The sequence below is a fragment of the Muricoccus harenae genome (genome assembly GCF_009848505.1).
Taxonomy (GTDB): Bacteria; Pseudomonadota; Alphaproteobacteria; order Acetobacterales; family Acetobacteraceae; genus Roseomonas; species Roseomonas harenae.
On sequence record NZ_WWDL01000051.1, the window covers coordinates 1 to 20,279 of the forward strand.

At 66.6% G+C, this 20,279-nt stretch carries 11 protein-coding genes; 9 read left to right on the forward strand and 2 right to left on the reverse strand.

All coding sequences use genetic code 11. From position 1 onward, the window contains the following. The first annotated feature begins 1,145 nt into the window (after positions 1–1,145). From GSE44_RS23565 to GSE44_RS23600, 8 genes are read left to right on the forward strand one after another with little or no spacing between them, the layout of a single operon-like run. The gene (locus GSE44_RS23565; protein ID WP_159351280.1) at positions 1,146–3,725 is read left to right on the forward strand and encodes a tetratricopeptide repeat protein; all 2,580 of its coding nucleotides are present in this window, start codon (positions 1,146–1,148) and stop codon (positions 3,723–3,725) included. A gap of 10 nt (positions 3,726–3,735) precedes the next feature. Then, positions 3,736–5,514, forward strand: a complete 1,779-nt coding sequence (locus GSE44_RS23570; RefSeq protein WP_159351281.1) for an asparagine synthase-related protein — start codon at positions 3,736–3,738, stop codon at positions 5,512–5,514. After that, positions 5,511–8,075, forward strand: a complete 2,565-nt coding sequence (locus tag GSE44_RS23575) for a glycosyltransferase (RefSeq protein WP_159351282.1) — start codon at positions 5,511–5,513, stop codon at positions 8,073–8,075. The genes GSE44_RS23570 and GSE44_RS23575 overlap by 4 nt, the downstream gene beginning before the upstream one ends. Next, positions 8,072–9,427 carry a UDP-glucose dehydrogenase family protein gene (locus GSE44_RS23580; protein ID WP_159351283.1) on the forward strand — a complete coding sequence of 452 codons (1,356 nt, stop codon included), beginning with the start codon at positions 8,072–8,074 and terminating at the stop codon, positions 9,425–9,427. The genes GSE44_RS23575 and GSE44_RS23580 overlap by 4 nt, the downstream gene beginning before the upstream one ends. Before the next feature lie 57 nt (positions 9,428–9,484). Next, positions 9,485–13,255, forward strand: a complete 3,771-nt coding sequence (locus GSE44_RS23585; protein ID WP_159351284.1) for a beta strand repeat-containing protein — start codon at positions 9,485–9,487, stop codon at positions 13,253–13,255. Positions 13,256–13,286: 31 nt separating this feature from the next. Then, positions 13,287–15,566, forward strand: a complete 2,280-nt coding sequence (locus GSE44_RS23590; protein WP_235925104.1) for a type I secretion system permease/ATPase — start codon at positions 13,287–13,289, stop codon at positions 15,564–15,566. Beyond that, positions 15,563–16,909 (forward strand): HlyD family type I secretion periplasmic adaptor subunit, encoded by a 1,347-nt coding sequence (locus GSE44_RS23595; RefSeq protein ID WP_159351286.1) that lies wholly within the window; start codon positions 15,563–15,565, stop codon positions 16,907–16,909. The genes GSE44_RS23590 and GSE44_RS23595 overlap by 4 nt, the downstream gene beginning before the upstream one ends. Next, a complete protein-coding gene (locus GSE44_RS23600; protein WP_159351287.1) occupies positions 16,899–18,230 on the forward strand; it encodes a pectate lyase family protein in 1,332 nt (443 codons plus the stop codon). Before GSE44_RS23595 ends, GSE44_RS23600 begins: the two co-directional genes overlap by 11 nt. A gap of 138 nt (positions 18,231–18,368) precedes the next feature. Here GSE44_RS23600 and GSE44_RS23605 read toward each other — a convergent pair whose 3' ends face one another. After that, complete coding sequence (locus tag GSE44_RS23605) at positions 18,369–19,328, reverse strand: pectate lyase family protein (protein ID WP_159351288.1); 960 nt, start codon at positions 19,326–19,328, stop codon at positions 18,369–18,371. 432 nt (positions 19,329–19,760) lie between these two features. Here GSE44_RS23605 and GSE44_RS23610 point away from each other — a divergent pair, with 432 nt between their 5' ends. Beyond that, positions 19,761–19,973 (forward strand): hypothetical protein, encoded by a 213-nt coding sequence (locus tag GSE44_RS23610; RefSeq protein ID WP_159351289.1) that lies wholly within the window; start codon positions 19,761–19,763, stop codon positions 19,971–19,973. Between the two features lie 51 nt (positions 19,974–20,024). On the opposite strand, the gene GSE44_RS25990 is transcribed toward GSE44_RS23610, so the two are convergent. Further along, positions 20,025–20,279, reverse strand: a 255-nt coding sequence (locus GSE44_RS25990; RefSeq protein ID WP_235925105.1) for a hypothetical protein, incomplete at its 5' end; no start/stop codon positions are given.

Below are 20,279 nucleotides of genomic sequence, written 5' to 3' on the forward strand. Positions count from 1 at the left end.
ATGCTGATTGGCCGATAGTTTGAAAAGTCGGTTCACGGGAGCTCTGCCTTCCCTGCTGGAGGTACGCATACTGTTCGCATTAAAACGTATCGTATTTTGGGACGTGACAGATTTTTGAGGTCGATTGCCCGCAATCAGGTCCAATTTAACGCTCAAAACCAGTCGTTTCGAAATAACCTATGATGCCGGAATGGTTCGAATTCCTATCCAGATTGAACAGAATGGAACACAGTGTTCCGCTAAGCCTCTGATCTGGACGCTATTATCTGCTTGGGAATTGCAGCGGCGCTAGGTGGTTCGCTCGGGTGAAACGGGTGAAAATGGTCCATCCTGGTCATCCGTCCCCCTCGTCACGCTTCAATCTTGACCAGTTTTCGGCAGGATCCCGAAGGGAACGGTTACGAACAGCCGTCTAGAAACGGGATATCCTGCGTCCGTCAGCAATCTGGGATAAGTGAGCGGCGCCGAATCGTGATACCTCGCCTCCGGAAGATCCCGTGCTGCTTGCAGTCCTTCATGGCCAGGTCGTCGGCTTTGCCGCGTAGCAGGATGCGCCACCGTGCAAGCCCTCAGCCCGGATGCCCTGTCGTCCATGTTGTCGGTCCGCCTGACAGGCGAGTGGCCCCGGCACTCATTTGCTGGATCGGGTGCCGGCCACACCGGATGTTCCGTCTTAACCAGAACACCCAGGCTCTTCTCAGGCATTGTGATTTGGCCAGCCTCGCGGCTGAACGGGCAAGTCTGGACCAAGTGCCGCGGACACACTCACGTGACTGGCTCCCGGTCTCCACCGACGCTTGGCGCAACGTGCCCAGGAACTGTGGGATTTCCAGCAAAGACTAGCGTTTGACGCGCGATTCGGCGGCGCGGACCAGTCCAGCTTCCTTCGCAACATGGATACCGAAGCGGTTGCAGTTGTCCTGTGCGTTTGTGCACTGCCGTTCTACCTATCCGGCTTCCACACGGCTCCTCAGACGCCGTGATATTCGCGATGCAGGAGGCTCTCCTTGTCCATCGACATCAGCAGTAAGCAGCAAGTCCGCGACGGTGGGGGCAGTGTGTCCGAAGCCGGTATTCTCGCTGTCACTACAATCGGTACTTGCCGGCTCGCTGAGCCCATGGCCGCTGCCGCCAAGCAGCACCCGATGAAGCGGAACCTCACGAACGTGTACGGCTTCGTGCACACCACGAAGGAGATCCTGCAGCAGCTCGACTTCTTCGAGGGCCGCGAGATTCCGCAGCATCTCGTCCGCTTCATCGCATCGGCCGAGTACAAGCCCTACCAGCCGCGCGAGCGCGACCACCTGTACTTCGTCGAGGTGTCCTCCCTGAAGGAGGTGCACTACCGGGAGTGGCTCCTGCAGATCAACTGCTTCGCCGAGGTGTTCGAGAAGCGGCGCGAGCTGTTCACCACCTTCTTCCGCTTCAAGTATGCCTCCGAGCGCGACAAGCGCGCTGAGGCCCTGGAGAAGCAGGCGAGCTTTGCCTCCTGCGATCCGGTGGAGCGCAGCATCCTGCTCGAGGGTTACATGCATGTGACCACGCGGGATGAGCTGGACTATGACCTGCAGGTGATCGCGGAGCGCATCCCGGGGCCCGTCGTCTTCGTCTGCCACATCGACGTCACGGACAGTGACGGCAAGCCGATCGAGAGCCGCACGCGCCTCTGCAGTTGGATGCGGGAGCTGTGCAGCGAGCGCGGCTATCCGCTCTTCGATCCGACGCCGCAGGTCGTGGCCTATGACCGTGTGCGCGCGCTGGCCGAAGAGGGTCGCGACAACAACCACTACACCACCGAGTTCAAGGCTGTCCTCGGAAGCCTTCTGTTCGAGACCTACGGGCTTCCGCTGATGGAAGCCTGGGGTGCCCCGGGGCTCGGCAAGTCCTCCTCCTCGGCGGAGCCGGTCCGCGCAGAGCCCGCCGCCCTGGCGCAGCCGACCCTGGCCCCGATCGCTGCCCCGGCCCCCGTTGCCGCGGCGCCTGCTGCTGCCGTTCCTGCTGCTCCGGCTCGCGCTGCCGAGCCTGCCCCGGAGGAACTGCGGCCGCTGCTCGCCGAAGCGAAGGGGCGCATCGGCCGTGGCGAGATGGACGAGGCGGAGGTGATGCTCCGCGGCGCGGCCATCGACCACCCGGGTGTCGCCGAAATCTATTCGCTGCTCGCGAGTGTCGCCTACCACCGCGGCGACAGCACCGGTGCCCTGGCGGACCTCCGCCATGCGCTGCGGATCGATCCGTCGCTGGTTGAGCCGAAGGTGATGCTCGTCCGCATCGCACAGCGGCTGAACCGCCTCGAGGAGGCCTGCGCCCAGGCTCTGGAGCTGGTCACCATCGCGCCGGATGACCACAAGGCGCTGACGGTCGCCGCCAAGGCGCTCGTGAAGGCCAAGCGCTTCCACGAGGCATCGCCGATCTGGCGGCGCGTCGCGATGCTGCGACCCGACCAGGCCACCCCGCTCGCCGAGGCGGCCCGTTGCGAGCTGAAGGGCCGTAGCTACGACGACGCGGTCAAGACCGCCGACGCGGCTCTCAGCCGCGACCCCGACGACGCCTCGGCCCTCCACATCAAGCTGGAGGCGCTGCAGCGCACGAAGCGGATGAAGGAGATGGCGGGCGTCGTCCTGCGCATCGCCGTGCTCGACCCGTCCGCCGCCATGGCGACGGTGCCGGCGCTCATCGCCTCCTCGCATCACGAAGAGGCCGCCGCGGTCATCGCCGCGGTGCGTGAGCAGGGCCATGCCGCGGCGGACGACCCGGTGCTGCAGGCGGGCCTGGTTCGCTCGCTGACCAAGCGCGCACGCCTTGCAGTGGAGCGCCATGACTCGGCCGCTGCCGCGGCGGCCTGGATGGCTGTGGCGCTGATCGATCCGGTCAACAAGAATGCCGCATCCGGCATGCGGAAGCTGGTCTCACCGGTGGTGGCCGACCTGAAGCGCCACATTGCGGAAGGCGATGTGGATGGCGCCTTCGCCGCCTGCCGGCGTGGCCTCTCCTGGGAGCCTGGCAACGCCCGCCTGCTGCGTGAACTCGCAAATCTGACGGAGCGGACGGAGGATTGGGAGGGAGCTGCCAAGGCCTGGGAGAACCTGGCCGAGGTTAGCCTGGACCCGAAGCATCTGCTTCGCGCCGCCCGCGCCGCCGCCCGCTGCGGCCGGCCGGAGGAGGCGCTGCGCATCTACGCCCGCCTCGATCCCGCGACGCTGATCGAGATTGGGAGCGCCGTGCAGTCCATCATGCGGAAGCTGGTGCGGGCGATGCGCGACGACTTCGCGGAAGGCAACCTGGACGCGGCGGTCGCCAAGGCGCGCCACGTGCAGGCAGTCGATCCCGAGGGCGTGGCCGCGCCGAAGGTGCTCGGCAAGGCCCTGTCCAGCTACCGCAAGATGATGAAGGAGGCGGTGGCTGAGGGCGACGCGCAGCGCCAGGAGGAGCTTGCCCGCCGCATCCTGGCGATCGACCCGAACCGGCCCGACGCGCTGAAGGTTCTAACGCGACTTTACCGCAGCGCCCGCCGCTGGCGGGAGGCCACCGAGGTCCTGCAGCAGCTGGTGCATCTCGAGCCGTCCGAGCCGAGCCACTGGCGGAAGCTGGCGAGCGCCTGCCGCTCCGGGCGCTCCTACGACCTTGGCGTCGCCGCGGCGCTGCGGGCGGTGGAGCTGGAGCCCGGCAATGCGCGAAGCCTCGAGTTCCTCAGTGACATCCTGAATCGCCAGGCTCTGGCGGCCTGAGGTTAGCGCGATGGGCTTCCTTGCAGGTTGGGTCGCTCCCGGGCGGCCGGTGACGAAGGATGTGACGGCTGCGGCCTCGCAGGTCCGGCGTCGCCTGCTGCACCGGAACCCGCCGGGCCCTTCCGGGGCTGGCGGCCTGGCCCGGGAGCGGGCTACCCGTGGCCTGCTGCTCCTGGGCAGCGATGTCGCGACGGCCGCGGCCGATGGCGAAGGCCTGACCCTGGCCTTCGACGGGCGCCTGGACGGCCGGGACGCCCTGGAGGCCCGGCTGCAGGCGGCGGGGCACGCGCCGGAAGGGGAGGGCGATGCCGCCCTGCTCCTGGCGGCGTGGCGCGCTTGGGGGGCGGACCTGTTCCCGCTCCTGCGTGGCGTCTTCGCACTCGTCGTTCATGACGCCCCTGCGGGAACCCTGACCTGCACACGGGACGGCTTCGGCCAGCGGCCGCTCTTCTGGCACGCAGCCGGTGGCGCCTTTGTCTTCGCCTCCGAGATCCAGGCGTTGCTGGCCTGGCCGGGCCCCGGCCGGACAGCGGATCTGGATGTGATCGGCCATATCCTGTCCTTCGGCCATGCGCCGGTGGACCGCACGGCCCTGCGGGGCGTGCACAGCGTGCCCCCTGGCCATGCGCTGACCTGGCGCACCAATGGAAACATCGACACGACTTGCTGGTGGCGCCTGCCGGATCCGGTGAACGACCCAATGGTCAAGGCGGCTCCGGCCACCGAGTACCGCCGGCGTCTGCGCAGCGCCGTGGCGCGCGTGGCGGCTGGCGATGGTGTGGCGGAGGTGATCGGCCATGGCGATACCGCCGCCGCCCTGGTTCATGCGGGTGGCCGCCTGCGGCAGACGGTTTCGGATGGACCGGCGGATCTGCCGGCGATGCTCTCGCGCCTGCATCTGCATGCTGGGCAGCCCATTCTTGTTCCGGCCCCCGCCCTTGCATGGCTTGATGCGAGCGTCCGGGGTGCCAGCCGCCCGATTTCGGACACCGGCGCGGATATGTTGCTCCTGGGCGGCCGCCGTTACGGCGAATTCGCCACCGAGCTCGAGCGGATGCGCGGCGACGGCCGTGCGCCCTCCTGGTGGATGCCGTCGTTCAACCAGGCGTTTCCCTTCGCGCGGGACCTGTTCCAGCACGCCACCGGCTGCCTGACAGAGGCGGAGCGCATGCAGGTGAGCGGCCCCGGTCTGGCCCATACGCTGCTCTTCGCGATGCCGGATTGGCTCGGCACCTCTCTCGAGGACGCCAGCCTCGACAACTGCATGGATGCGGCGTCGCGGCTTGACCTCGCGCAGCGGCTGCCGGGGCTGGAATTGTCGCTGATCGACGCCGTCGCCGCCTCCTGCGGCACGCGGATCGCCTGCCCTTTCCTCGATCCCGAAGTGGTCGAGTGGTGTCTCTCCGTGTCACAGGCCAGGCGCCGGGCCGGGTTGGATGGCACGGGCATCCGCCGCATAGGCACCGAAGCGCCAGTTCCGGCCGCGAGCCCGGACCTCGAGACCAATGACTGGCTGCCGGCCGAAGCAGTGACGCTTCGCCCGTGGCTGGCGGATCTCCTGCTCGGTGCCGCCTGCGGCCATCGCGGGTTGTTCGGGCGTCGCCGCGCGGAAGCCCTGGTGGCCCGCTGCGGCACGGCTTCGCCCCGCGAGGCGCGGGAGCTCTGGGCAATGGTTGGTATCGAGCTCTGGTTCCAAGCCTTCGTGGACCAGATGCCGGCCGAGCCGCCGATCCATGCGGAGGCGCCCGCCGAGGCGCTGGCCGCTTCGCAACTGGTGGCAGTGGCATGACGACAGACCTCGCCTTTACGCCCAGCACTGTCGCCAACCGATTGGTGCAGGAGGGCCGGCGCCTGCTCCGGTCCGGCCGGGCCCCCGAAGCGGTGGCGCTGTTGCAGCCCGTGGCCGGCACCGCCGGCGACACCGGGGACCTGATGGCGGTGCTCGCCCAGGCCTATGAAGGTGTCGGCGACAAGCACCGGGCACGCCTGCTCTGGCTCGACCTGGCCCGGAAGGGCGAGATGGGCGACGGGCGCCATCTCTGGCGGCTGGGCCGGGACGCCCTGCGGCGCGGCGCGCATGCCGAAGCCGAGCGGCATTTCGGCGCTTATCTCGCCACCTCCCCGGACGATCTGGCGGCGGCGGAGAATCTTCTGGAGGCGCGGCTGTTCCTCGCGGGGCCGTCCGGCCTGCGCGCCGTCTATGCGCGCCATGTCGCCGAGTGGTCGGAAACCGCCTATAGCCTCGCCCTGCTGGCGACTGTGACCGTCCGCCACTTTCCGAAGAGCGAGGCGCTGGAGGTGCTCGACCGGGCGCGGCGCGCCTGGGACGGCTCGCTGGTGACCGCGCTGCGCATCGCCCATGGCTATGAGGCGGTGGGCGAGCCGCAGACCGCCCTGGCGTTGCTGGACGACACCGCGGCGCGGCACCCGAATGACATCAGCATGCTGCGCGCCCGGCTGCGCGTCCAGCAGGCGCTCGGCGCACCCAAGGCCGCGCTGCTGGAGACCGCCGGGCGGCTGGTCACGTTGGAGCCGGATCAGGCGAATTACCACGCCGTGCTCGCCCGTCTGCACGCGAACTTCAAGGACTGGTCCTCCGCCGCCGCATCCTGGCAGCGGGCCCTGGACCTGGATCGTGAGAATGTCGCCAACTGGCGCGGGCTGCTCGTCGCCTATGGCAAGTTGGAGCGCAATGCGGCGATCGAGGCGCTGCTGCGGAGCGCGCGCGAATACTTCCGCGGGCGTGGCGCCGACGGCATGGTGGACCTTGCGGTGCTGGAAGGCGCAGGCGGCTACCATGACCGCGCGGCCTCGCTGGCTGCGGGCGCCGTGGCCAATCCCCGGACGCGTGTGCGGGCGCGCGAGGCGGCCTCTGCCGCCCTGCTCGATGCCGGGCAGTATGCACGGGCCTGGAACTACCTCTCGGCCGGTCTCGAGGACGGCACGGCCAATCTGGAGACGCAGCGCATGGCGACGCGCTGCTCCGCCGCGCTGCGTCTTCCGGCGCCCGGCGATGGCGTGCCGCGCTTCCCCGACACGCTGTTCCAGCGTGCGCTGCTGCACGCGCCGCAACGCACGCTGATCGAACCGAGCACGGCGGTGATGCTGGTAACTTCCTCCCTCGGCGCTGGTGGAGCCGAACGGCAGGTGGCCCTTTCCGCCGCCGGCGTGGCGCGCGCGCGCGCCGCGGCGGGCCGCGGCGAGACTTTCCTCGTCGGACAGGATCTGTCCCCCGATCGTCAGCGCGCAATCATGCGGCCGGTCGCCGAGACGCCCGAGCTGCAGATCGAGGATCTCGGCCTGATCAACGAGGCGGAGCGCTTCCGCAGCATCGCCGCCGCCGATCCGGGAGCGCGCGAGGCGCTGCGGCTGATCGCCGCCCTGCCGCCCCGGCTCTCGCGCGACGTGTTGAAGCTTTATGACTGCTTCCGGCGACACCGGCCCGCCCTGGTTCATCTCTGGCAGGATGGGGTGATTTCCACCGGCTCCGTCGCCGCGGCTCTGGCCGGGGTGCCGCGCATTGTGGCCTCGATGCGCAATGTCGTGGCGACTGAGACGGACCGTCGCCGCTACCGCTCCTATCTCGCCACCATGTACCGCGCCCTGGCGCAGCGGAACGATACCCGCTTCACCGCGAATTCCGCGGTCGGGGCCGCGGATTACGAGCGCTGGCTGGACCTGGCTCCGGGCACGATTTCGGTGATCCGCAATGGCGTCGAGGTCAACACGATCCGCAAGCGCGGTGCGCCGGAACTGCGCAACGAGGCCCGCCAGGCCCTGGGCCTTGCCGAGGACGAGTTGCTGATGGGCGGCACCTTCCGGCTTGCCCCCGCCAAGCGGCCGCATCTCTGGCTCAGCGTCGCCGAGCAGGTGGCCGCGATGGTGCCGCGGTCGCGCTTCGTCATCGTCGGCGACGGCGTTCTGCGACACGATCTTGAGCGCTGGATCGAGGACCGCGGCCTATCGGGCCGGATCACGCTCGCCGGCCGCAAGAGCCCGGTGGAGCCATGGATCGCAGCGATGGACGTGATGCTGCTGGCCAGCGAGGTCGAGGGCCTGCCGAACGTGCTGCTGGAAGCGCAGGCTCTTGGGGTGCCCGTAGTGACGACGAATGCCGGCGGCTCGGCAGAGGCCGTGCTTGACGGCATCACGGGCGTGCTTGTTCAGGACGATGCGGTCGAGAACCTGGCCGCAGCGGTAACCCGCGTATTGCGGGACCAGACGATGAGGACCCGGTCGCGGATCGGCGCACCGACCTTCATTGAACAGCGCTTCGGCGTGCAGCGAATGCTGTCCGACACGATGGCGCTTTATGACACCGGCTTTCCGCAACAGGGAAACTTGACATGAAGATTGCGATGATCGGCGCCGGCTATGTCGGCCTCGTTTCCGGGGCGTGCCTTGCGGACTTCGGCCATGATGTCCGCTGCGTCGATACGGATATCGTGAAGGTCGACGCCTTGAAGGCCGGCCGGATCCCCATCTACGAGCCGGGCCTCCAGGAACTCGTGGCCAAGAACATTGCCGAGGACCGGCTTGCCTTCGACACGGACTTCGACTGGGCCGTGGCCGGCGCCGACGCCGTGTTCATCGCCGTCGGGACCCCGTCCCGGCGCGGCGACGGTCACGCCGACCTCACCTATGTCTATCAGGCGGCCCGCCGCATCGCGACGGCGATGACCGGCTACACGGTCGTCGTCACCAAGTCGACCGTGCCCGTGGGCACCGGTGACGAGGTGGAGCGCATCATTCGCCAGACCCGCCCGGATGCGAACTTCTCCGTCGCCTCTAACCCGGAGTTCCTGCGCGAGGGTTCGGCCATCGTCGACTTCAAGCGTCCCGACCGCATCGTCATCGGCACCATGGATGACGCTGCGCGTGAGGTGATGGCGGAGGTCTACCGCCCGCTCTACCTGAACCAGGCGCCGATCCTGTTCACCGATCGCCGTACTTCCGAGCTGACCAAGTACGCGGCCAACGCCTTCCTGGCGACCAAGATCACCTTCATCAATGAGATCGCTGATCTCTGCGAGGAAGTGGGCGCCGATGTTCAGGACGTGTCCCGCGGCATCGGGCTCGACAACCGGATCGGGCCGAAGTTCCTTCATGCCGGCCCGGGCTTCGGCGGCTCCTGCTTCCCGAAGGACGTCTCCGCCCTCATCAAGACTGCCCATGACTACGGCAGCTCGATGCGCATTGCCGAGACGGTGGCCGCAGTGAACGACCATCGTAAGCGCGCCATGGGGCGCAAGGTGGTGGCGGCCTGTGGCGGCGACATCCGCGGCAAGACGATCGCCCTGCTTGGCCTGACCTTCAAGCCGAACACGGACGACATGCGGGACGCCCCGGCGATCTCCATCACCACCGCCCTGCAGGACGCCGGCGCCTGGGTCCGCGCCTATGACCCCGTCGGGATGGAGCAGGCCCAGTCCGTGCTGCAGGACGTCGAGTATTGCGCCGGTGCCTATGATGCCGCCCGCGGCGCCGATGCCGTGGTGATCGTAACCGAGTGGGATATCTTCCGTGCGCTCGATCTCGACAAGCTGCGTGAGGAGATGCGTACGCCTGTGATGGTGGACCTGCGCAACATCTATCCGCCAGCCGAGGCGGAGGCGCATGGCTTCTCCTACACGGGCATCGGGAAGCGGGCGAATGCGCCGGTCCCGACCGCCGGCGGGCCCTCCGTCTTCGCGACGGCCTGAATATGTAGCCCTGCCTTAAGCCGCATGTAACCTTGCCTTAGGCCCGAGGACGCTACGATGAGCACCTTCTACGTTTCCGCTACCGCGGCGAACGGGATTCCCGCCGGCAACGACCAGACCGGCGACGGCTCACTCGAGCGTCCTTGGGCTACTATCGACTGCGCGAACGCGGCCGCAGCAAACGGCGACACTGTCATGTTGAATGACGGTGTCTATTCGCCGACGAAAACGCTCGAGATCAGCAATGCCGTCAGCTGGCAGAGCGTGACCGACTATGGCGCCACAATCCGGGGTGTCGCCGGCCAATCACGAGTCATCGGCATATCCGAGGATCAGGCGCGGACCGTCAGATTCGGCAAGATCAACATTGATGGCGCCAACACCACCACCGCGCTGATCACGCTGAACAACCAGTCGGCGACCTATACCGTCGAGTTGAACGGCACGCGGCTGATCAATCCGACCAGCTACGGCATTCAAGGCACCAGTGCTGGTACCCGGGCCAACATCAGCATGAACGACGTCGATTTTAGCGCGTCGAGTGCCCTCTCAATGGTCAACATCTCATCCATGCTGGCGGGCGAGGTTTCGATCCAGGGGGGCTCCGTCAATATCGAAAGCGTGTGGCGCTCAGGCTTCGGCGGCATTGCCTCCATCAATGCCAATGCTTCCGGGGTGACGGCGACGGTCTCGGGTGTCACAGCGAACCTTCACGCAACGGGCACCAGCGCGTTGGCCAGCGGCAAGGGCATCTACTACGGCATCCGCATGACCGACGTGGAAGCCCCGCTTATCGAGCGCAACACCATCACTCAAACCGGTACCTCGACGGACCAGACCGGCTACACGATCCTGGTCACCTATGAAAGCGATGAGTCGGTCGACATCTCCGGCGGCATCATCCGCTACAACACGCTGAAGAACTTCCTCGACGGCAGCGCCGGCAAGATCATCCTGGTGGGCGCCGATTCCGCCCCGGTTGCCCGGAACCAGGCCAATAACTTTGAGATCTACGGCAACAGCGGCACTGGCGACTTGGGATCCGAAGCGGCCAAGCTGCACGGCATTCTGGTCGGCTGGCAGAGCGGTGCCAAAGTCTATGACAACAGCATGGACTACACCGACCTTGCCTATGTGATGAAGGGCATGTCGGGCGAGACGCTGGTTTTCGACAATACCGATACGCACACGGCCACCAAGAGCCTCTACCAGAAGGGCGGTACGGGCGTTCAGTTCCTGTACAACACAAGCTACCAAGCCGATGGCTTCAACCCGGACATCATCAATATCGGTGACGCGGGGATCGGCGAGTACAACGCCCAGGATGCGGTGATTGTCGGAAACACACTCGTCTACACCAGCACGCCGGATAGCTTCCTGACACTCACCGCAGGGTCCAGCGCCAGCACCATATCCGGAAACACCTACTACGCCGCCACCGGCAATGCCAGCCAAGCCTGGATCTACAAGGACCAGAGCTACAAGACCATCGATGCCTGGAAGGCGGCCGTCGAGAGCAATGCGACGTCCAGCCCGAACGTAACGCTGGGCCAGGGCGCGATCCTCAGCGCCATCGGCCTGTCCGGCCAGAACCTGCAGCTGGTTGGTATGGCCAACGGCGTGCAGACCTATTCCGTCAGCTTCATCACAGGAATCGCCTCCACCACTACCTTCGCTATCGGCAACTTCGGCGCGACCGGCGCCGCGGCCATCTCGGGGGCGTATGACGCCAACTTCACCAGCGGCAGCCTAAGCGGCTCGGGTACGGTGGACGGAAGCTATGCCGGGTTGGACAGTGGCGAGTTGCTGACCTTTACCGTCTCCTACGACGGGCTGAGTGCGGTCGGCGGCCAGGTTCTGCACATCTACGGCAACTACACCAACACACGCTCCATCGACATCGTCTTCAACAGCATTGCCCCGCCGAAGCCGGCAATCAGTGGCAGCTCCGCCACGACAGGGAGCGATGTCCAGATCCTGGCCCCCTTTGTGTCCATGGTTATCACGGATGCGGACACCTCATCCGCGACGCATATCGCGCGCGTGACAATGTCTGACCCTGGTGCAGGCAGCTTTACTGAGCTCGCCGGCTTCGTCGCGGATGACGCCGGAAGCTACGTTTTCACCGGGACTGTCGCGGAGGTGAATGCCGCGCTGCAGGCGTTGCGCTTCACCCCCACCGCCAATCAGGTGGCCGTCGGTGGCACGGTTACGACACAGTTCACCGTCACCTACACGAACGACAGCTACACGGTGGGCGATACGGCCTCGCAGACGATTGTGAGTTCCGTCAACGACACGCCGCTCATATCTGGCCTACCGGACAATCAGACGGTTGGCGACAAGGCGACGATTCAACCCTTCGCAGGGACGGCCTATGTGGATCCCGATCTGGGCCAGACGACGACGCTCACGATTGCACTCGACAAGGCCACTCGCGGCGCCTTCACGAACCTGAATGGGTTCGTTGACAACGGCGATGGAAGCTACACCTTTACCGGGACTGGCGCCGCGGCCGATGCTGCGCTGCGCGGGCTGGTGTTCACGCCTACCCAGGGACAGGTAGCGCCGGGTCAGACGACGACAGCAAAGCTCACCATCACCTATTCAGACGGTGTGACGCCGGCGCAGACGAGCGTGGCATATTTGGCGATCCTCGCCGAGAACACCGCGCCGGTACTGGCGGGCGCCGCGGCCAGCGACATCCTCGACACGAAGACGGTCAAGCCCTTCGCGACGATGACAGTCACGGATCCGGACAAGAGTGCGGTCGAGACAGTGACGGTCCGGGTGGATGATCCGGCGAAGGGGGTCTTCACCTCCCTCGGTGGCTTCACCAGCAACGGCGACGGCAGCTACAGCTTCACTGGCAGCCCCGGCGCAGTCCAGACCGCGCTGCGCTCGATGGTCTTCGACCCGACAGATTGGCGTGTGCCGGGCGGGCGGACCGAGGTTGCCCAATTCACTGTCACGGTCTCCGACGGTACGGCAACCTACACCGACAACAACACAGCGGTGACGATTACCTCCACCGCTCCTACCAACATGGCTCCGGTACTCTCTGGGCTCGCCTCCAGTCAGACGGTCAGTGACAGGTCTACGATCCAGCTCTTTTCTGGAACCTCCTATGCGGATCCGGACGCCGGCCAGACGATGACCTTGACGGTCGCTCTCGACAAGTCGACGCGCGGCAGCTTCACCACCCTGGCCGGCTTTGTGGATGGCGGCAACCGCACCTACACCTTCACTGGCAGCACGGCGGCGACGCAGGAGGCGCTGCATGGCTTGGTCTTCACGCCGATCCAGTACCAGGGCATGCCCGGCGAGACGATTAATGCCAAGCTGACGATCACCTACACGGACGGCGTGGCGCCGATCCAGACAAGCGTGGCGTATCTTGGGATCCAGGTCGAGAACACGGCGCCGGCTCTGGCTGGAGCCACCGCAAGCAGCATCGACGACATCCGGACTCTGAAGCCGTTTGCGACGATGACCGTCGCCGACCCGGACAAGGGTGCCGTCGAGACGGTGACGGTGCAGTTGGACGACCCGGCCAAGGGCACCTTTAGCACGCTAGGTGGCTTCACCAGCGTCGGCGACGGCGTCTACACCTACACCGGCAAACCATCCTCGGCTCAGGCTGCTCTCCGGTCCATGGTCTTCGACCCGACCGATGGGCGCATCGCCCTTGGCCAAAGCGAGTACGCCCAATTCACGGTCACCGTGTCGGACGGAATGGTCGCAGCCTTCGATGACAAGACCAAGGTCCTTGTCTCCGGCACGGCACCGCAAGCCCAGACCCTCTTCGCCTCAAGCCTCGCCGCGTGAGCGACGGCCTCCGGCATTCCCGGCGAACCTTGTGAACGCCGCACCGAACCCACCGGTAGACAGCGCGCTCGGCTGTCTCTGCCTGGCGCTGGAGTTGCTGGGCCGTGCCTCGGATCCGGCGCATCTCGTGCATCGGTTCCGCGGCACCGCTGCAGTGAACGCCTCACAGCTCGTGCGCGCGGCGCGCGGCTCGGGGCTGAAGGCGGCGCTTCGCCGATCCTCCTGGGACCGGCTGCCCCGGACGCCGCGGCCAGCCATCGCCGAGCTAACCGATGGCAGTTTCCTGCTGCTGGGCGCTGCCGATGCCGATCGTGTCGCCGTGCTCGACCCAGCGGGGCGGGACGAGTCCGGGCGTCCTCAGGCCCGCACGCTCGACCGGGCTGCGTTTGAGGCTGCCTGGACGGGCCGCCTCGTGCTGCTCACCACGCGTGCACCGGAGGCTGAAGGTGGCGGCAAGTTCGGCCTCCGCTGGTTCCTTCCTGCGATCCTCAGGTATCGTGGTGCGATCCGTGACGTGCTGGTCGCCTCCCTCGTGCTTCAGGTCCTCGCCCTGCTGACGCCGCTGGCCTTGCAGGTGGTGATCGACAAGGTGCTGGTGCACCAGGCCGTCTCCACCCTAGAGGTGATGGCAATCATCCTTCTGGTGATGGCGGTGTTTGAGGCCGTGCTTTCCGGCCTGCGGATCTATGTGCTGTCACATACCTCGAACCGGATCGATGTCAGTTTGGGTGCAAGGCTCTTCTCGCATCTGATGGCACTTCCACTGGCTTGGTTCCAGGCGCGGCAGGTCGGTGCCGGCGTCGCGCGGGTGCGGGAGTTGGAGACGATCCGTGCCTTCCTGACCAGCAGCGCGCTTACCGTCTTCGTGGACCTGCTTTTCACCATCTGCTTCCTCGGCGTGCTGCTGATCTACAGCCCCTTGCTGACGGCGATCGTCGCGGCCACGCTACCGCTACATGCCGGGCTTTCGCTGGCAGTCACGCCGGTTCTTCAGGAGCGGCTGGCGGAGAAATTCCGCCGCAATGCTGATAACCAAGCCTTCCTGACCGAAGCGGTGGGCGGCGTCGAGACGCTGAAGGCCATGGCGGTGGAGCCCCAGTTGCAGCGGCGCTGGGAGGAGCAGCTGGCGGCCTATGTCACCGCCGCCTTCCGGGCCACCAATCTATCCAATGTAGCGGGCCAGATCGTTGGGTTGATCAACCGCCTGTCGACCGTGGCCCTGCTCTGGTTCGGCGCGCAGCTGGTGATGCGGGGAGAGCTTTCCGTCGGCGAGCTGGTGGCAGTCAATCTCCTGGCGGCCAATGTGTCCGGCCCGGTGCTGCGGCTGGCGCATATGTGGATCGACTTCCAGCAGGTGCGCCTGTCGGTGGACCGCCTCGGCGATATCCTGGACACGCCGCGTGAGCCCGGGGCCGGCAGCCGCCCGCCTGTGCCGACGCTGCGGGGCGAGATCGCCTTTCGGGATGTCACCTTCCGCTACCGGCCGCAGGGCACGCCGGTGCTGCGCGGCATCTCCTTCCAGGTGCCGGCGGGGCAAGTCATCGGCATCGTCGGCAGCTCCGGTTCGGGCAAGAGCACCATCGCCAAGGCGATCCAGGCTCTCTATCTCGTGGAATCCGGCCAGGTACTGGTGGACGGCATGGATGTCGGCCTGGTGGATCCGGCGAGCCTGCGGCGGCAGATTGGCATCGTACTGCAGGACAACGTGCTCTTCTCCGGCACGGTGCGGGAGAACATCGCCCTCGCCGACCCGACCATGAGCGTCGAGCGGGTCATGCATGCTGCGCGCGTGGCGGGCGCTCATGACTTCATCACGGAATCCCTTCCGGACGGCTACGATACCAAGGTAGGTGAACGCGGGGCTTCGCTGTCCGGCGGCCAGCGGCAGCGCATCGCGCTTGCCCGGGCCCTGGCGGCCGATCCGCGGATTCTCATCCTGGACGAGGCGACCAGCGCGCTCGATGCGGAATCCGAGCGCGTCATCCTCAACAACATGCGCCTCATCTCGGCGAACCGCACGGTTGTGATCATTGCCCATCGCTTCTCCGCCGTGCGCATGGCGGATCGCATCCTGGTGCTGGAGCGCGGGGCAATCGTGGAGGAGGGCAATCATGCCGGGCTGTTGAGGCAGAATGGCCGCTACGCATCCCTGTTCCGCGAACAGACGGGCCAGTTCCAGGAGGACGTGCCGGCTTCGGATGCAGCTGTGCCGCATGGCGCGATCCGGGCGACCACGCCTCCCATCGTGTTCGGCGGGCCGGTCTATGGCGGACCGGTCTGTGGCAACACCGTGCTAGGAAGCCGGGAGTGATTCCCGCCCGGATCGCCACCGCGAGACCGCTCCGGCAGCATGACGCGGATTTCCTGCCTGCGGTGGTGGAAATCATCGAGAGCCCGCCCTCCCCGGCGGGACGTGCGATGCTCTGGTCGATTATCCTGCTGGTGCTTATTGCCGTTGCGTGGGCCTGGTTCGGGCATGTGGATGTCATTGCGCAGGCGCGGGGCGTGGTGCTGCCCTCGGGCCGCGTGAAGCTGGTGCAGCCTCTGCAACCCGGCATCATCAAGGCCATCGCTGTCCGTGATGGCGATAAGGTCCGGGCCGGCGACCTCCTGCTGGAGCTTGATCCCACCTCGGCGGCCGCGGATGTCGCGGCCCATGCCCGTGCCGCGATGATCAACGGCATTGAGGTGGCAAGGCTGCGTGCCTTCCTGACTTCGCTGAGGCCTGATGGGCGCCCAGAACCGGAATTTGTCCCGCCGGCTGATGCCGACCCTGTCCTGGTCGCGGAAGCGCAGGCGCTTCTCGATTATCAGCGACGCGCCCTGCATGCCCGCCTCTCCGGGCTGGCGGAGCAGACCGAGAAGGCTCGCGCCACGCTGGCCGAGACGCGGGCCGAGATCAGCCGCCTGGAGCAGACCCTGCCGCTCGCCGGAGAGGTGAGCGAGGCGCGTGACCTGCTTGCCGGCCGTGGCCTCGGTTCGCGGCTGGAGGCACTACAGGAGCGCCAGCGCTTCATCAGCCAGCGCCAGGAACTGGTCGCTGTCCGGGCCCGGGGCGATCAGGCGGGCAACGAGATCTCCGTGCTTGAAATGCGCCGAGCCGAAACCCTGGCTGAGGCGGGACGCGAGGCTGCGGCCCAACTCACCCTTGCTCAGAGCCGCCTGGCGGCAGAGATGGAGGACCTGGCGAAGGCCCGCCAGCGCCTGCGCGAAACGCGGCTGATCGCTCCGTCCGATGGCGTGGTGGAGGGGCTTGCCGTGCACACCATCGGCGGCGTCGTGACGGCCGCGCAGCAGCTCATGTCGCTGGTTCCAGTCGATGACGTGCTGGAGATCGAGGCGAAGATGCCGGACCGGGAGATTGCCCATATCGAGGTTGGGCAGGAGGCCGTGATCAAGCTCGATGCCTATCCCTTCACCCGGCACGGCACTCTCTCGGGCCGCGTCACGGGCGTATCGCGCGATGCGGTCCGCGACGAGCACCAGGGCCTTCTCTATAGCGTGCGCGTCCGGTTGGACAGCAAGGCGCCAGGCCCCATGCCCCGTTCCGGCATGGGCGCTAATGTCGAGGTCTGGACAGGCCGCCGCCGACTCGCGGAGTACCTGCTCTCCCCTCTGGAGCGACGCACCGTGGAGGCTTTTCGTGAACGCTGACTGCCGTCCCGCACGTCCCGCCGCCGCGCTCCTCCTGGGGGCGCTGGCCGCCTGGCCGTTTGCCGTGGCTGCCGCGCCGGACACGCCGGCGGCTTTCCTGGCTCAGGCGCGCTCACGTGCTGCCGCGTTTCCCGTCGCTGCAAGCGCATGCGGCCCTGCCGCGGCGGGCGCCGGTGGCCTCGTTTCCGAGGACCCGCGCCCGCTGCGGGTGGAAGGGGAGGCTGGCGGTGTGACCGGCGGCCTCGGCCGGCCGCTCTTCCTGGTCACGAGCGCTGAGGATCCGGATACCGGGCGCTCTCGGCCGGAACCGGGCACCCTGCGGGCTGCCGTTGAAGGCGCGCGTCGGGGCGGCGGCTGGATCGCCTTCGATACCCGGCTGGACGGCAGCACGCTACGCCTTTCCGCGCCGCTGCGCGTGCCATCAGACACCACGATCGACGGCGGCTGCGGCGGGGTTACGATCAGCGCCGCACCGCGCACCACCAGCCTTCTGATCGCGAATGCGGCCAACATCGTGATCCGCGGCCTGCGCTTCACGAAGGATACGTATGTCGACACCGTCGACCGCGCCAATGATGCGATCGGCCTGACCGGCCAGTTCGACCGTGTGGCCATCCTGCACAATGCCTTCACGCGCTGCGGCGACGGCTGCCTGGACATCGTTTCGAAGGACCCGCAGAACGCGCCGTCGCGCGTCACCGTGGCCTTCAACCACTTCGCCAACCACAACAAGGTCATCCTGATCGGCACGCTCACCTGCTATGTGGACCGCGCCGCGCCGGGATGCGACGACCCACTGGCCAATCTCTCCGGCCCCATGACGCCCTTCCTGCGCGTGACGCTGCAGGCCAATGTCTTCGAGGATACTGCCCAGCGGCAGCCGAAGGTCGTCACGAATGCCTTCGTGCATTCCGTGAACAACCTGATCGTGCTGGGCGCCACGCGCTACCCGAACGGCCGTGACAGCGCGGTCTATGCCGGGGCAGCGGCCAGCGGCGGTATCCTGGCAGCGGAGGGGGACATCGTCGTCAATCCCACATCCCATCCTCGCCTCGGCGCCGGCCCCGTCTCCGCGCTCCGTGGAGCGGATGGTGAGGCGCGGGAGACGGATGGGTCGGTCGCCGTGCGGGGCAATGTCGGTATCGGCGCGGTGCGCGTCCTGGAGCACCGGCCGGAGATCGCCCGCGCGCTGCGGCCGGATGCGGTGGGGCTGGTGGATGCGTCGGCGGATCCTGTCGGCCTTGCTGCCTGCCTCCTGCGGGTGGCGGGACCTCGCGGAACCACGCTTGCTTGGCCCGCGGCATGTCGCGCCGGTCGCTGAGTCCCGCCCGCACTGCGGTGTGCGCCTGCGGCTGACTTGAAAGCGCTCGTCGACGGTCCGCTGCGCCTTCGGCGCCGTAGCGTTGCTGCCGATCAGCGGGAGGAGCGGGGCTGCGGCACGTAAGGGGCGCTGGGCCGCTCAACCGGGGAGGGGCACGACCGCGCCAGGAGGCAGCAGGCCCGCATGGCGGCGGACGAAGGCCTCGGCTTCGGCGCGCGGCAGCATAGGGAGGGTGTAGGGCACGCGGAATTCCGTTGTGGAAGCCCAGTCGGTCGCGAGCCGCTCCCGCGCGGAGACCTGCCCCCAGTTGCACTCGATTGCCTGGCTGTCCACCAGGGTCCAGAGCCCGGGCTCGCGGCTGTCGAGCGCACAGACCGGATCGTGCACGCGCCTGAAGGTGGTGCCCTCGATCAGCACCTTGGCACCCATCCGACAGTTGACGCCGCTTCCCTCGACATCGGTGAGCAGGCAGCCGGCGACATGCGCCTCGCCGAAGCGGACGGAGGGGCATCGGGAGCCGATCCGGTCAAACCAGCTATAGGCGAAGGTGATGAGACGGTTACCGGAGTCCCGGTCGCTGGAGCCGTTCAGGCAGGCCTTGTGGTGGTCGTGGAACTTGCAAAGCACCGCGGCGATCCGTTCCGCGCCGCGCTTGGTGTCGAGCAGGCCGTCATAGAAATCCTTGTCGGCGGCCATGTCGCCATAGAGGTCGCAATGGACGAGCACGACGTGTCGGGAATCCCCCTCTATGCCGATCGCGTCCTTGGGGCCCTCCTCGATCTTCCCGATCTTGAGGTTGAAGAGGATGATGTTCTCGGACCTCTTATTAATACGGATTCCGACATTCGTCGCGTCGAGGCCCTCGCCATCCCCCATAATCGTCAAGTCCCGGATGCCAGACACGTCGATCTGCGGCGCCTTGCTGTTGGCGCCCGTAACCGTTCCGGTGATGAAGATAGTCAGAGGCGCTTGGCCCTTGGATCCGAGGGCCGCCTGCACTTCGTCCCCCGTGGCGCAGCGGACCACTGGTCCGCCCAGGCCGCCGGTGGTGCCGGCGGCATAGCCGAAGAGGGACTTGTATCGGTCGAGATCGAGCATGGCGTTCTCCAGCCGTGGCCAATGTGTCGGACCGCGGTGCGGCGCCGGAAGAGGGCAGGCGCCGAAGGTTGTGCAGGGTCGGCCCCTTGTCGAGCCATGAGCGCGCATCTGCATCGCCGCAGCGCATCACGAGACCGATGGGCTGCCCCCTGACCGGGGATTTCGTCACACGGCCAGTCCCTGTGGCGAACCAGCCGACGCTTCGCGTGCGGCAGACGCCTTAGGAAGCGGCGATCTCTAAGATGTGAGAATGAGTTGCCGCCGTCGTCAGGGCTTCCGGGGGGGTGTGAAGTGCAATCCCCTACAGTGACTTAGAAGCCACTCGTCAGGCACAACCTGAGGTTGCGACCAATGTAGGAATTATCCACAGTACAATTGCGGAACATGGCATAGTTCGCCTGCCGTTCTTCAACAGCCCCGAGGCATCAGACGATGCGCAGAACTATCGACGAAAGTACGAAATCCTCCTCCGAGGACGACACAAGCGGCGTGATCATGACCATCCATGACCTGGCGGAGTTCGCCCAGCACCACCGCCTTGGAATTCCGGAGGAGGTTTTACGGGATCTGCTGTTCGCGATCGAGGAACGGCACAACAAAAGCTTGAACGAGGCTTGCTTCCGCCCATTAGCCGAGCAGGACTGACGCCGGCCCAGCCCGGTCGCTGGCTGGCGTAACCTATGGTTGTAAGTTCAGTCAGATGGCATGGCTTCTCCTCGGCCGCAGGTCAGGCATTTGCGCGTAAAAAGTGAGGGAATCAGGCAACACCGGACCGCGTCCTGTGCCAAACCGGGCGGAATCTTCAATCCTATCAGCCGAGCCTGATCGTTCTGCCTGAGGCGATAACGCCGTCGTGTCGCAAAGTTCGAAATATTTGACGCTAAGAGGGCGCGACCAACCGAAAACGAGAACCTGGTGAACCGATTTTTTAATCCATCGGCCAATCAGCAG

Excerpts from the sequence above, each read along its gene's own strand:
- GSE44_RS23565 (WP_159351280.1), top strand. The coding sequence starts at position 1,146 with ATGAAGCGGAACCTCACGAACGTGTACGGCTTCGTGCACACCACGAAG.
- GSE44_RS23570 (WP_159351281.1), top strand. The coding sequence starts at position 3,736 with ATGGGCTTCCTTGCAGGTTGGGTCGCTCCCGGGCGGCCGGTGACGAAG.
- GSE44_RS23575 (WP_159351282.1), top strand. The coding sequence starts at position 5,511 with ATGACGACAGACCTCGCCTTTACGCCCAGCACTGTCGCCAACCGATTG.
- GSE44_RS23580 (WP_159351283.1), top strand. The coding sequence starts at position 8,072 with ATGAAGATTGCGATGATCGGCGCCGGCTATGTCGGCCTCGTTTCCGGG.
- GSE44_RS23585 (WP_159351284.1), top strand. The coding sequence starts at position 9,485 with ATGAGCACCTTCTACGTTTCCGCTACCGCGGCGAACGGGATTCCCGCC.
- GSE44_RS23605 (WP_159351288.1), bottom strand. The coding sequence starts at position 19,328 with ATGCTCGATCTCGACCGATACAAGTCCCTCTTCGGCTATGCCGCCGGC.
- GSE44_RS23610 (WP_159351289.1), top strand. The coding sequence starts at position 19,761 with ATGCGCAGAACTATCGACGAAAGTACGAAATCCTCCTCCGAGGACGAC.